9 protein-coding genes are annotated in these 13,000 nt (G+C 74.5%); 7 read left to right on the forward strand and 2 right to left on the reverse strand.

The window, feature by feature from the left end:
* The first annotated feature begins 105 nt into the window (after positions 1-105).
* From DLJ49_RS04750 to DLJ49_RS04775, 7 genes are all read left to right on the forward strand, one after another.
* Entirely contained in the window at positions 106-2,229 is a 2,124-nt protein-coding gene (locus DLJ49_RS04750) for a dynamin family protein (RefSeq protein WP_115392386.1), read from the forward strand.
* Positions 2,226-3,128 (forward strand): GTPase, encoded by a 903-nt coding sequence (locus DLJ49_RS04755; RefSeq protein ID WP_158547391.1) that lies wholly within the window; start codon positions 2,226-2,228, stop codon positions 3,126-3,128. The genes DLJ49_RS04750 and DLJ49_RS04755 overlap by 4 nt, the downstream gene beginning before the upstream one ends.
* A 13-nt stretch (positions 3,129-3,141) precedes the next feature.
* Positions 3,142-3,552, forward strand: coding sequence for a hypothetical protein (locus DLJ49_RS04760; RefSeq protein WP_115392388.1), 411 nt, complete (start codon positions 3,142-3,144; stop codon positions 3,550-3,552).
* Entirely contained in the window at positions 3,552-4,310 is a 759-nt protein-coding gene (locus DLJ49_RS21665; RefSeq protein WP_158547392.1) for a hypothetical protein, read from the forward strand. The genes DLJ49_RS04760 and DLJ49_RS21665 overlap by 1 nt, the downstream gene beginning before the upstream one ends.
* 241 nt (positions 4,311-4,551) lie before the next feature.
* The gene (locus DLJ49_RS04765) at positions 4,552-6,075 is read left to right on the forward strand and encodes a serine/threonine-protein kinase (protein ID WP_158547393.1); all 1,524 of its coding nucleotides are present in this window, start codon (positions 4,552-4,554) and stop codon (positions 6,073-6,075) included.
* On the forward strand, positions 6,072-7,661 hold the full coding sequence (locus DLJ49_RS22330; RefSeq protein WP_233488745.1) for an FHA domain-containing protein: 1,590 nt from the start codon (positions 6,072-6,074) through the stop codon (positions 7,659-7,661). The genes DLJ49_RS04765 and DLJ49_RS22330 overlap by 4 nt, the downstream gene beginning before the upstream one ends.
* Complete coding sequence (locus DLJ49_RS04775; protein WP_115392390.1) at positions 7,658-8,566, forward strand: PP2C family protein-serine/threonine phosphatase; 909 nt, start codon at positions 7,658-7,660, stop codon at positions 8,564-8,566. Before DLJ49_RS22330 ends, DLJ49_RS04775 begins: the two co-directional genes overlap by 4 nt.
* 266 nt (positions 8,567-8,832) lie before the next feature.
* Here DLJ49_RS04775 and DLJ49_RS04785 read toward each other — a convergent pair whose 3' ends face one another.
* Together DLJ49_RS04785 and DLJ49_RS04790 are read right to left on the reverse strand one after the other, a co-directional pair.
* A complete protein-coding gene (locus tag DLJ49_RS04785) occupies positions 8,833-11,247 on the reverse strand; it encodes a YbcC family protein (protein ID WP_115392392.1) in 2,415 nt (804 codons plus the stop codon).
* 19 nt (positions 11,248-11,266) lie between these two features.
* Entirely contained in the window at positions 11,267-12,811 is a 1,545-nt protein-coding gene (locus DLJ49_RS04790; protein ID WP_115392393.1) for a proton-conducting transporter transmembrane domain-containing protein, read from the reverse strand.
* Positions 12,812-13,000 lie beyond the last annotated feature (189 nt).

The following is a 13,000-nucleotide window of genomic DNA, read 5'->3' on the forward strand; positions in this document are numbered from 1 at the left end:
TGAGCCATAATTAACCACAGTGACCAGTTCGCGGCAGCCACGAGGGCAGCCGCCGTCGAGAGTGCTCCGCCGGATCCCCGGCCATGACCAAGGACAGGGCACCGCATGACCGTGCAGACCGCCATCGCCGCCGACGCGCCGACCGAGACCGAAGCCGCCCCGCTCGCCCGCGCACCGGGTGCACAGGACCTGCTCGCGCAGGCGATGGAGCCGTTCCAGCCGATGGCCGACGCCTATGCCGATCTCGCCCATGCCATCGACGCGCTCGAGCGCACCGGCGGTCGCGCCGTCGCCGCGACGTCGCGGCGGCTGAAGCGCATGCTTCGGCGCACCGAGCCCGCCGTCACGATGATCGGTCAGGTCAAGGCCGGCAAGACGAGCCTCGTCAACGCGATGGTCGGCCAGCCCGGCCTGCTGCCCGCCGACGTCAACCCCTGGACATCGGTCGTCACTTCGCTGCACCTGTCGCCCGAGCCCGCCGCCGACGGGGTCGAGGCCGTCTTCCGGTTCTTCGAGGCCGACCAGTGGCAGCGGTTGATGAAGAACGGCGGCCGCATCGGCGAGCTCGCCGGCCGCGCGGGCGCCGAGGACGAAGTCGCCCGCGTCACCGCCCAGCTCGAGGCGATGCGGAAGAAGTCGATGCGCCGCCTCGGCGCGCAGTTCGAGCTGCTGATGGGGCAGGAGCACCGCTACGCCACGGTCGATCCCGGCCTCGTGGAACGCTACGTGTGCCTCGGCGACGAGCCGGGCGAGGGCGAAGACCCCGACGGGCAGGGCCGCTTTGCCGACATCACCCGCTCGGCCGACCTGCACCTGCACCGCCCCGAGATGCCCGTCGCGCTGTGCCTGCGCGACACGCCGGGGGTGAACGACACGTTCCTGATGCGGGAGCAGATCACGATCCAGGCGATTCGCGACAGCCGCACCTGCGTCGTGGTGCTGTCGGCGCACCAGGCGCTGAACGCGGTCGACCTGGCGTTGATCCGGCTGATCGCCAACATCCCCAGCCGCGACGTGGTGATCTTCGTCAACCGGATCGACGAGCTGTCCGAGCCGGGCGCCCATGTGGGCGAGATCGAGGAGAGCATCCGCCAGACCATCCACGACCATCGCGGCCCGTCGGAGGCCGAGATCGTCTTCGGAAGCGCGCTCTGGGCCGGCCACGCCATTGCCGACACGCTGCACGAGATGGACGCGCAGAGCGAGGCGGCGCTGCTGAGCTGGGCCGAGGCCGAGTGCGGCGACCTGCCCAAGGGCGCCGATGGCCGCTACGATCGCGCGGCGGTGTGGGAGCTGTCGGGCGTGACCGGCCTCTACGGCGCGCTGGCCGACCGGGTGGCCGAAACGGTGGGCGCCGAGGTGGCCGACGAGGTGGCGCGCGGCGGGCTGAACCTCGTCACCCGGCTCGACACCGAGACGCGGGTGCGTCCGCGCGCCATCGGCGCCGTGGCGACCGCGCCGATCGACCGCGCCGCGCTTCTGCCCGAGGTCGACGGGATCGAGGCGCGCATGGTGGCGCGGCTGTCCGAGGGCTTCGACGGGATCGTGGCCGACTTTCACCAGCGGCTCGACCGGGCGCAGGCGGGCTTCGTCGACCGGGCCGTGGCGGCGCTGACCCGCCATCTCGAGCGGGAGGGCGAGGGCGCGGTCTGGACCTACGACCCCACGGGCCTGCGCATCCTGCTGCGCTCGGCTTTCACGGTGTATTCGACACGGGCGGGCAAGCTGATCCGCGAGGTCTATGGCGAGGCCGCGGCCGAGATCGCGGGCCTCTACGTGCGCGGCTTCGAGCTCGACGCCGGCAGCGCGGCGCTCGCCCCGCCGCCCGTGCCGCAACTCGCCCCGCCGGTCATCCTGGGCGAGACCATCGCGCTCGACCTCAAGGCGGGCTGGTGGTCGCGCTTCTGGAACCGACGGCAGGGCTACGGGGCCTACGCCGCGAAGATGTCGGACCTGATCGCGGCGGAATGCGCGCGCATGGTCGATCAGGTGAAGGCCGAGTACGGCACACCCGACCGGGCGCGGGCCGAGGACGTGCTGCGCGAGTTCATCGGCGGTCAGCGCAAGACGCTCGTCGACCTGTGGATGCGCGACGAGGTCAGCGCCGAAGAGGTGGCCGAGCGCGTCGCCGGCCCCGGCGCGGGCGACCGCGCCGCCACCCTCGCCGCCGCGCGCGACACGTTCACGCTCTACCTTGCAGAGGATTTCGGCAGCACGGAGGCCGCATGACGATGATCGACCGCCCCGCCGGGGGCCGCGCCCGCCCCGTCATCGCCCTGATGGGCGAGTTCAGCGCCGGCAAGAGCACGCTGGCCAACCTGCTGCTCGGCGAGCGCGCCTCGCCGGTGAAGGTCACGGCCACGCAGCTGCCGCCGATCTGGTACACCTACGGCACCGGCAGCCCCGAGCGGGTGGATCTGGAGGGCCACGCGCACCCGATCCCCCCCGCCGAGATCGAGGGCATCGACCCGCACGACACCGCCTTCATCCGGGTGCCGCTGGCCGCCGGGGTGCTCGAGCTGATGGACCTGATCGACATGCCCGGCATCTCCGACCCCAACATGGAGGCGACCGTCTGGAAGCGGCTGATCCACGAGGCCGACGGCGTGATCTGGTGCACCCATGCCACCCAGGCGTGGCGCCAGTCGGAGGCGGCCACGTGGGAGGAACTGCCGGCGGAGCTTCACGCGAACAGCCTGCTGCTGCTGACCCGTGCCGACAAGCTGCGCGAGGCCGACCTGCAGCGCGTCGTGACCCGCGTCAAGGCAGAGACCGGGGGCATGTTCGCCGGGCTTTTCCCCGTCTCGCTGATGCTCGCCGCGACCGCCGGCGAGGACCGCGACGCCTGGGAGGTGAGCGGCGCCGAGGCCGTCACGCGCAGCCTGCTCGACATCGTGTTCCGGATCGACAACGCCGCGCGCCGGCGGCCGACCCCGATCGTGGCCCATGCCCATGCCAATGCCGGCGACGGGGCGCCGCGGCGGCCCGCTTCCGCGGCGGCGCCAGCGCCGTCGCGCCCGGTCGTGCCGCGCCGGGTGCAGGCACGGGGCGACGGCGGCTCGCGCACGCGCCTGCCCCACTCCGCCATCCGCCAGATGGTGCCGGGCCATATGACCTACGGTTCGTGAGGGGGGCGGCGTGATGCAGGGCCTCGCCTCGGTCGCAGGCCGCCCGATCCCGGGCCGCCCCCGCTCCGGCCCGCCGCCCGCGCTCGCCCGGCGGCTGGACGCGGCGCTCGGGGCGGCGCCGGGCGCCGATGCCTGCGCCTATCTCGACGTGAGCGCGGGGCTTGTGCTCGGCACGAGCGCCGACCCCGGCCTGCCGCAGGAGGCGCTCGACGGGCTCTGCCGTGCCGCCGGCCCGCTGCTCGACGGGGCCGAGGGCGAGGCGGGGCTGGTCGTTTCGGCCGCGGGGCTCGCCGCCCTGCTGGCCCTGCCGGGCGAGACGGGCACCGCGCTCTGCCTGGTCTTCGACCCCGAGACGCCCCCGGCCGAGGCCCGCGCCGCCGCGCGGGCCGCCGTCGCCGCCATGCTGTCGGCAAAAGGCGCCTGATGGGCCGCCCGCAGGAGATCGCCGCGCTCGACCGCGCGCTCGCGGCCCTGGCCGCGCCGGCCGCCCGCACGGACGCCGCCCGCCTGGTGCGCCCGTTCGGACGCCGCTCGGCGCTTGCGAGCCTGCTCGCCGCGCTCGACGAGGCGGTGATGCCACAGACGTTGCGCGTGACCGATGCGAGGGGCGCCACGCTCCGGCTCGATCTCGCCAACCGTCGCCTTCTGGGGGTGCGGCCCGGCCCCGGCGCCACGATCGCGGCCTGCACGCCCGACGCCGCCGACGCGGCGGGGCTGGATCGGCTGTGCGACACCCTTGCCGACTTCGCCGCGGGCGGGCCGCTGCGCATCGCCCCCGAGGCCCGCGCCGGCACATCCGGGCGGCGTGGCGTGGCGGTCGCCGATCTCGCCGCCCGGCGGGGCGAGGCTCTCGCGCCGGGCCCCGTGCCCGAGCCTGCCGCGATGCTCGAACATGCCTTCGCCGCCCACCCCGAGAAGCTGCTCGCGTGGCTCGCCGTCGAGGGGGGCGCGTCGGACGGCGACGGCGACCCCGCCGCGCTCGCCGATCTCGATGCGCTTGCCGCCGCGCTCGCGGCGTGCCCCGCCGCCCTGCCCGAGGGCACCCTGGCCACCGCGCCGCGGCCCGACCATGCGCTCGCCCTGCTGCATTCGGGCGGCGTCACCCTCGGGATCGCCGCGCTGCCCGAGGCGGGCGACGCCCTCGCCGCGACCCTCCAGCAGATGCTGCTCGGCTGGGCCTGAGCCCGGCATTTCCACATGTCCCGCCGCGTCCGCGCCGCAATCCGGCCCGCGCACGGAAACGGCCGTGGCCAGCCGGCCCGCGCCGTCGCCCCCGGCGGGTGCCCTGACACGGAATCGCCCGAATTGCCGCGAATTTTCTGAAAAGTCTGCCTTATTTGCGCCCGATCTCTTGCCGAAGCTGTCTGCAGACGAATGCGGCCCCACGGGCCCGCATCGAGGGACGCAGACCGACAGGGGTCAGATGGCCGTGAGTGCCGCACCGCAAGACAGCTCTTCCGCCGGCGACACGCTGCCGCCCGGCACGCCCCTGCTCCAGGGGCAGTACCTGGTCGAGGGCTACCTCAATTCGGGCGGCTTCGGCGTCACCTACCTCGCACGCGACAGCCTCGAGCGGCGGGTCGTGCTGAAGGAATGCTACCCCGCCTCGATGTGCTGCCGCGCGGGCGGCGTCGTGCGCGCCCGTTCGCACGCGAACCAGTCGGAATTCGAGACCGTCGTGCGCCTCTTCGGGCAGGAGGCGCGGCGGCTGGCCAAGCTCGAGCACCCCAACATCGTGGGCGTCCGCGACGTCTTCGAGGAGAACGGAACCGCCTACATGGCGCTCGACTACATCGACGGGCGCGACCTGCACGACGTCATCGAGCAGGAGACATGGCGCCTCGACCCCGACACTGTGCGCGAGATCGCCGTGCAACTTCTCGACGCGATCGGGCATGTCCACGGAATGGGGATGCTCCACCGCGACATCTCGCCGGACAACATCCTGCTGACGCATGACGACACGCCCATCCTGATCGACTTCGGCGCGGCGCGCGATTCGGCCTGGCGCAAGAGCCGCGTGCTCTCGACGCTGCACGTGGTGAAGGACGGCTACTCGCCGCAGGAGTTCTACCTGCAGGCGGGGGAGCAATCGCCCGCCTCCGACCTCTATTCGCTCGCCGCGTCGCTCTACCGCGCGATCACGGGAGATCCGCCGGTCTTTTCGCACCGCCGGCTCGCCGCCATCGCCGAGCGCCGGCCCGACCCCTACGTTCCGCTCGAGGGTACGGCCGACGGCTACGACCCGGCTTTCCTGCGGATGATCGACACGGCGCTCGCCGTCTTCGCCCGCGACCGGGTGCAGAGCGCCGCCGACTGGCTCGCCGCGATCGAGCGGGCCGCGCCGCCGCAAGCGGCCGCCGACCCCGCCACGCCCCTCCCCGACCCGACGATGGACGACGCGGTGATCGTCGAGCGGGTGCGGCGGCTGGTCGAGGCCACGAACCCGGAGGTGCAGGCGCTGCATGCCGAGCGCACGCGCGAGCTCGAGGAGCGCGCCCGCTGCGAGGCCGAAGAGCGCGCCGCGCAGGAGGCGGCACGGTGCCGGCGGCTCGAGGAGGCGCGGCGCGAGGCCGAGGAGGCCGAGCGCGCCTACCGAGAGCGGCAGCGGCAGGAATCGGAGGCGCGTCGCGCCGTCCCGGCCCCCGCGCCCGGCGCGGCGCCCCCAGAGGAGGACGAGGCGGCGGTCGTGCCGCAGGGCGACGGCGAGGTGCCGCACGTGCCCGGGGCGGGCGGGGTCAACCGCGCGAAGCTGCTCAAGGAGCGGGTCGAGCGGGCGCGGCAGGAGCGCGAGCAGGCCGAGACGGCCGCGCTCTCGCGGCAGGACGGGTCGGGGGCGGCGGCAGCGCGGACGAGCCGCGGCTCGCTGTTCGGGCTGATGCTCGGCGGCGGCTGGCTGCGCCCCGCCTCACGGGATGCGAGTAGCAAGGAAGGGTTTGGCGCATGAGCATGTTCAGGGACAGGGATGCGGGCGGCACCGACGCCGCCGGCGGGCGCGACAGTGGGCCGGCCGGCCGGCCTGGCTTCGGCTTCGGCGGCGGACGGTTCGGCTGGTCGGAGCGCGGCGGCGGCGAGTCTGGCGCGTGGCCGGTGCAGGGGCCCTTGCGGCCGGGCTCGACCGTCGCCGGCGAGATCGCCGGGGACGGTCCGGTTGCGCCCGCGTCGCGCCTGGCCGACGCGCCGCAGATGCGGGCCGTCGAGCGGCCCCATGTCGAGCCGGCGGCCGCCGGAGCCCAGCGGCCGCCCCTGGAGGCCGGAGCCGGGTCCGGCATGCCTGGCCCCGCCGAAGACGGGTCTCCCGTCTCGGAAGCCGCCGCGCAGGCCGCCCGGGCGGCGCTCCGCCCCGACGCGGGGGCGAGCGATCGGCCGGTATCGGGCCCGTCGTCGACTGCGACCGTATCGGATGCGCTCGCCCGGCATGGCGACGAGACCTTCGCCGCGCGCGCACGCCTCGCGGCGCAGCAGGCCGGGCTGCCGCGCCGGCCCCGCATCTGGGAGATGGAGGAGAGCGGCGCCGCGAGTGCGCCGCGCCCGGCCTCTGCCCGCGCGGAATCGCGCGGTGGACGGGGCGACTGGCTCGACCGGATCGGCACGCCGGGCGAGGGCGAGGGGGGCGCCGCCCCGCTCCGCACCGACCGGAGCGGGGCGGCCCATCCCGCCGCCGGGTTGCCCGAGCGCGAACCCAAGCCCGAGCGCGAGCCCGAGTCCCCCTCCGGGCCGCGCGACGCCGCGGACGCGGCCGACGCGGCGGACCGTTCGGGCGGAGCGGATCGCCTTGCCACGGATGCCGCGAGGCCCGCGTCGCGCAGCCCGGCGCCCTTCGTTCTTGGAAGGCGGCCCGAGCCCGCCGCGCCGGTCGGTGCGCCGGTGGCGGACGGCGCCGGCGCCCCGCCGAAGGGCATCGCCGAGGAACCGGGCGACGCGCCCGAGGAGGATGCCGACGACCCGGTGGCCTATGCCCGGGCACAGCTTGCGCGGATGGCCGAGCTCGGGCTGGCCGACGCCGGGGCAGACGACGCGGAGAGCGCGCCCCGTGGCGGCCGCAGTGCGCGGGTGAAGACGCGGGTTCTCGGCTTCCGGCCCCCCGAGGCCGACGACGACCCCATGGCGCGCGGCGGCGCGGCCTGCGCGGGCCGTGGCCCCGATTTCCCCGTCGGCTGGCTTGTCGTGGTCGACGGGGCAGGGCGCGGCGCGTCCTTCGCGCTCACCTCGGGCGTGGCCACGCTCGGCCGTGGCGAAGACCAGACCGTGCGCCTCGATTTCGGCGATACGGCGATCTCGCGGCAGGGCCACGCCTCGATCGTGTTCGACGACGAGACGGGGCGCTTCTTCCTCGGTGCCGGCTCGCGCACGAACCTCGTGCGCCGCAACGGCCGGCCGGTGCTGGCGACCGAAGAGGTGGCGGGCGGCGACGAGATCCGCCTCGGCGAGACGACGCTGCGCCTCGTGGCACTCTGCGGCGACGGGTTCTCCTGGAGCGAAGGCGTGGCAGACGGCGGCGCAGCGGGCGGCAGCGCGACGGGCGGGACATGACCGAGGGGCCTGCCATTCGCCTCGACGCGGCCACCGCGCTCTCTCGCGGAGGACGTGCGCTGCAGGAAGACGCCGTTCTGGGCGCCGCCGTGGGCGCGACCGGCGCCATCGCGCTGGCCGACGGCTGCGGCGGCCATGCCCGCGGCGATCTGGCCAGCAACATCGCGGCCGACGTGGCGCTGCGCGCTCTGGCCCGGGCCGAGGGCAGCCCGGCCGAGCGGCTGCGCGAGGCGGCCGAGGCGGCCAACCTCGCCGTCTACGCCCGTGCACAGGGCGATCCCGAGCTCGAGGGGATGAGCACGACGCTGCTCGTCGTCTCCGTCGAGGCGGGCGGGTTGCACTGGGTGTCGGTCGGCGACAGCCCGCTCTGGCTGATGCGCGAGGGGCGGCTGGAGCGGCTGAATGCCACGCATTCGCTCGCGCGCCAGCTCGACCTCCTGGTCGAGATGGGCGAGATGAGCGCAGCGGAGGCGGCCGGTCACCCCGCGCGGGCGTGCCTGACCTCGGCCCTTGGCGGCGAGACCATCGAGGAGATCGACTGCCCCGACGCCCCTGTGCCCCTCTGGCCGGGCGACGTGATCCTCGCGGCGTCCGACGGGCTGCTGACCCTCGACGAGGCGGCGATCGAGAGCCTTCTGGGCGGCACCAAGGGCGAGGTGGCGGCCACGGCCCTCGCCGAGCGGCTGCTCGCCGCCGTCGATGCGGAAGGTGTCGAGGGGCAGGACAACGCCTCGGTCGCGGTGCTGCGGGTCGAGGAGGCGCCGGCGGAACCCGCCCGGACGGGGCGCCTCGGCGCCGCCGGCACGGGTGCCCTCGTCGCCGGGCTGCGCCGCCGCGCCATCGCTGCGCTCGCTGCCGCCATCGGTGCCGGATCCTCGTCGGACGGGTCGCGCGCCGCGCGCTGATCCGGCCGAGTGCCGGGGACGGGACGCGCAGGGACGGGACGCGCAGGGACGGGAGGCGCAGGGACGGGAGGCGCAGGGACGGGAGGCGCAGGGACGGGGGCGCAGGGACGGGGGCGCAGGGACGGGGGCGCAGGGACGGGGGCGACGCTCGTGCCTTCGGCACATCGCCCCGCCCGCCGTCCCTCGACGCACCGCGCCGGGCCGGACGGGGCACCGGAAAGGGGCGGCGCAGATGCGCCGCCCCCTCGTCCCTCGGGCTTGGCCCGTCAGCTCACCGCCTTGAGGTGCGGTGCGTCGGCAGGCGCGTGCTGGGGGGCGGTCTCTTCCCACTCCAGGCCGCCGGCATAGCGCCACGCCATCTGTCCCGCCTCGTCGAGCGCGAACAGGTGGAGCCAGCGATTGTCGAACAGCGCCCGCACCCCCTCGTGACGGCTGAGAATGTCGGTCATCGCCTCGCGCGGCGCCTCGATGCAGACCGACAGGCGCAGCGGCTCGTGCGCGTAGCTCTCGCCGTCATGCACCGATTGCCAGGGCAGGCCTGCACGCAGGAGCCCGCCATTGCCCTCGACCACGCCGATCCCGCCGGTCACGTTGTGGAGCAGCTTGTTGCCGCCGCCGAAGACCGACGGCGAGACGGTCGAGCCGTAGTATTGCAGGCTGATCCAGCTCGCCACGACCACCGGCGCCGTCATGATCAGCTCGAGCACGCCGAAGCCCTCGTCGGCCCGCCAGTCGTAGTTGTGCAGGAAGGCGCGGCCCTCGAGGCTGCGGCCGGCGGTGCGCGACCGGGGCGCGGCGATGAACGCCTTGCAGCCGGCGAGCGCCCATTCGGGCCGCACCTCGGCCCAGTCGCGCGAGCGGCTCTCGATGTCGCCGGGGCCCTCGGCCCGTGGCAGGCGCAGCGCGCGCTCGGCGCGCGTGACCTTGCCCGCCGCGGCGAGCCAGGCACGCAGCTGCTTGAGGTCGGCCGTGTGGCCTGCGGTGTCGACATCGGCCTCGTAGAGCTTGACCGCGTCGGTCGTCGTGTCGTGCAGGCCGGCGAGGAAGAGGGTGTCGTCGGGCACCTCGATGCCGCGTTCCGGCAATGCCGCGCGCACCGCCGGGTCGCTGAGCAGCAGCGCCAGGAGACGCGCGTTGACCTCGCCCGAATAGCCGCCGCAGGCGCCGCAATGCAGTGCCGAGGCATGCGGGTTGTTGGTGACGTTCGCGCCGTGCCCCGCCAGCAGGACGATGCGCGCGAAGTTCTCGGTCAGCGACATGGCGCGCAGCACCGTCTCGGCGGCGCCGATACGCGCATCGAGCGGCAAAGCCGGGTCGAGACGCGGGGGCGGGCCGTCGGGCAGCCCGGCCGCATCGAGGCCGAGCGAATCGCGCACCAGCTTGCCGGCATAGACCGGACCCATCGCCTCGACGAAGGCGAACGACGACACCGCCGCCAGCTTGAAGCGGCCCCAGGCGCGCTTGGCGCGGGCGGCGAAGCGGGCATCCTGGTCTTCCTCCGCGGTGTCGGGGCCGCCGGAGCAGGTGCTGACCGAGGGGTTCAGCAGCACCGGCAGGCGCAGTTCGTCGACGTCGGAGGCGAAGCCGCGGTGCTTCGTCGCCACGCCGAAGAAGCCGGCGAAGCCCAGCGTCTCGACTCCGGGATCGACCGCTTCCAGCGCGCGGCGGAACACCTCAGACCGAACGTCGATGCAGAAGGCGGCCTGCACGGCGGGCCGCGCCTCCTGCGCCTGAGGCGTCTCGGCGGCGAAGAGGGCGGCGAGATCGCGCTGGGCGGCGCGCTCGGCGGCCTCCTGCAGGATCTCGTCGATGATGAGCGCGTCGGTGGCTGCCACCGGCTCTTCATGGGCCGCGCGGGTGCGGGCCCATTCGTCGGCGATCTCGTCCTCGTAGTGGCGGAAGAGCGCCTCCTCCCACGTCAGGCGGATCGCCAGCATCTCGGCCATGATCGGGTCGGCGCCGCCGCCGAGCTCGACCTGCCAGAGCCGGTAGCGGGCGAACTGCGCCCAGCCGCCCATGCTCATCAAGAGCTGGTGGAAGTAGGTCTCGAGCATCGGTCGGCTCAGGCCGAGCGTCAGCGCGGCGCGGGCGATGGCGCCCTCGGCGGTCTCGGGCGCGTCGAAGACATGGGCGGCGAAGCCGGTGAGGCCCTGGATCTCGGGCGTCAGGTCGTGGGTGGCGACGGCACGCCATTCCGTCCACGGCCCGCGCCGCTTGGGCGCGGCCCAGAGCGCCTGGCCGGCGTCGAAATAGGCGCCGGACCAGGCGCCGATCCGCTCGGCGATCAGGCCCGGCCAGTCGAGGCGCGAGGCATCGGCCGCGAGGTCGGCGACCGTGGGCAGCGCCTTGGGCGTGCGGGCCGGCGAGGCGACCGCGGCCCTGAGCGCGGCGAGGTCGGCCGGCCGCCCGTCCTGCGGGGCTGCGGCGAGGGCGGCGGCGAGATCATCGTCGGTGATCCGGCCGTCGGCGATGCGCTCGGCATACCAGTCGCGCGGCATGGCGACGGGGATGCCCGCGACCCGCGCAAGGCGCGCACCGGTCACGGCGAGGCGCTCGCCGGTCTGTCCGAGATAGGGGTTCACCGCGACCGACGAGGCGAGCGGCCAGACCGGGGGGATCGCCCGGCCGGCGCCGTCGGCGGCGGCCATCAGGGCGGCGGGGGAGAGGGGGGCGTTGGTCATGTCTCAGGTCTCCCTTGTCTCAGAGGGTCCGCCGGACGGCCCAGCCGCCGAGCACGCGGTCGAACACGGCGTTCGCGTAGAGGCCGTTGGAGAGGTGCACGCGCAGCCCCGCCGCGGCCGGGTGATAGGCCCAGAGCGGGAACATGGCCTGCGCGATCGCCACCGCGCCGAAGCTGACGACGGCAAGGACGATCAACGCCCATTCGAGCGGGCCCGGCGCGGGCGTGGCGGGCAGCGTGCCGGCCATCAGCCATTCCGAGCCGCGCTGGAGGGCGAAGTAGGCCACCGAGGCCGCGACCGACATCGCCGCCGTCCGCCGGGTCAGCGCCGCGGGGGCGGCGTCGGCGAGGCCCTGCGCGAGAAGGTAGGCGACCCCGAAGATCAGGATCGCGCCGAGGGCGATGGCCTGGGGCGACTTGTTCTCGAAGCCGAAGCCGAAGCCCACGAGACCGTAGATCGCCAGCGCCGCGACGAAGGCCTTGAGCACCGCCGCCCCGTTGGGGATGGCGACCGGCCCCGGGCGGCGCACCTGCGCGACCCCCTCGACGGCCTGCCCCGCGGCGAGGAAGGCATGCGCCTTGTAGAGCGAGTGCGCCACGATGTGCAGCAGCGCCAGCGGGAAGAGCGCGAGACCGCATTGCAGGATCATGAAGCCCATCTGCGCAACGGTCGACCAGGCGAGCGAGGTCTTGACCGCCGGCTGAGTCAGCATCACCAGGCCGCCGAACACCGCGGTGAAGCCGCCGATCATCACCAGCACCGCCAGCACGCCGGGCGAGAGCAGAAGCACGTCGGCGAAGCGGATCAGCAGGAAGCCGCCCGCATTGACGACGCCCGCGTGCAGCAGGGCCGAGACGGGGGTCGGCGTCTCCATCACTTCGGTCAGCCAGCCGTGCATCGGGAACTGCGCCGACTTGAGCAGCGCCGCGACGGCGAGGAAGGCCGCGGCCCAGATCGCGCCGTCCGGAGCCGTGCCCTCGCGGGCGGCCGCCAGGATCGCGCCGATGTCGCCGGTGCCGTAGCCCATCTGCAGCAGCACGGCCGCCGCGATCATGGCGAGGTCGCCGAGCCGCGAGGTGACCCACTTCTTGCGGGCGGCGCGGCGCGCGGGCACCCGGCCGGGGTAGAACAGCAAGAGCCGCTGGAGGAAGACGCTGGTCGCGATCCAGGCGAGCACGAACAGCCAGAGCGTGCCGGCGGTGACCAGCAGCATCACCGCGGCGAGGGTCGCGCAGAGCCAGCCGGTAAAGGCGCCCTGACGGTCCTCGCCGTCCATGTAGGTCGACGCGTAGCGCAGCACGACCCAGCCCACGAACGACACCAGCGTGAGCATCACGGCGCTCACGGCGTCGAGCCTGACGGTCAGGCTGAAGAGGCTGGCCGAGGCGGGCCCGGCGAAGATCAGCGTGAGGCCGGCGACGAGCGCGGCGGCGAACGCGGCGAGGCCCGCGGCCTCGGCCGCGCGGGGCGCGGCGCCTGGCCGGCGGCCGGGCGTGGTGAAGGCGAAGGCCATGGCGGCGACCATGATGGCCGGCGCCAGAAGCGGGATCGGGAAGGACTCCATCGTGCGCGTCTCCCATGATTGCGGCGAGATGTCGCCGCGAGGTAGCAGCGCGCAGGATGGGATAAAAATTCAATCTTTCGCGGATTTCGTTCTCTTTTATGGATTGGTTTGGCGGGTGTCCATGCGCCGGGCGAGGACGATCGCCTCTGGTGCCCACCGGCCCCCGCCACACCGGCCCCCGCCACACCG

This window comes from Rhodovulum sp. 12E13, from assembly GCF_003340565.1.
In the GTDB taxonomy this organism is placed as follows: Bacteria; Pseudomonadota; Alphaproteobacteria; order Rhodobacterales; family Rhodobacteraceae; genus HLUCCA09.

Excerpts from the sequence above, each read along its gene's own strand:
- DLJ49_RS04750 (WP_115392386.1), top strand. The coding sequence starts at position 106 with ATGACCGTGCAGACCGCCATCGCCGCCGACGCGCCGACCGAGACCGAA.
- DLJ49_RS04755 (WP_158547391.1), top strand. The coding sequence starts at position 2,226 with ATGACGATGATCGACCGCCCCGCCGGGGGCCGCGCCCGCCCCGTCATC.
- DLJ49_RS04760 (WP_115392388.1), top strand. The coding sequence starts at position 3,142 with ATGCAGGGCCTCGCCTCGGTCGCAGGCCGCCCGATCCCGGGCCGCCCC.
- DLJ49_RS21665 (WP_158547392.1), top strand. The coding sequence starts at position 3,552 with ATGGGCCGCCCGCAGGAGATCGCCGCGCTCGACCGCGCGCTCGCGGCC.
- DLJ49_RS04765 (WP_158547393.1), top strand. The coding sequence starts at position 4,552 with ATGGCCGTGAGTGCCGCACCGCAAGACAGCTCTTCCGCCGGCGACACG.
- DLJ49_RS22330 (WP_233488745.1), top strand. The coding sequence starts at position 6,072 with ATGAGCATGTTCAGGGACAGGGATGCGGGCGGCACCGACGCCGCCGGC.
- DLJ49_RS04775 (WP_115392390.1), top strand. The coding sequence starts at position 7,658 with ATGACCGAGGGGCCTGCCATTCGCCTCGACGCGGCCACCGCGCTCTCT.
- DLJ49_RS04785 (WP_115392392.1), bottom strand. The coding sequence starts at position 11,247 with ATGACCAACGCCCCCCTCTCCCCCGCCGCCCTGATGGCCGCCGCCGAC.
- DLJ49_RS04790 (WP_115392393.1), bottom strand. The coding sequence starts at position 12,811 with ATGGAGTCCTTCCCGATCCCGCTTCTGGCGCCGGCCATCATGGTCGCC.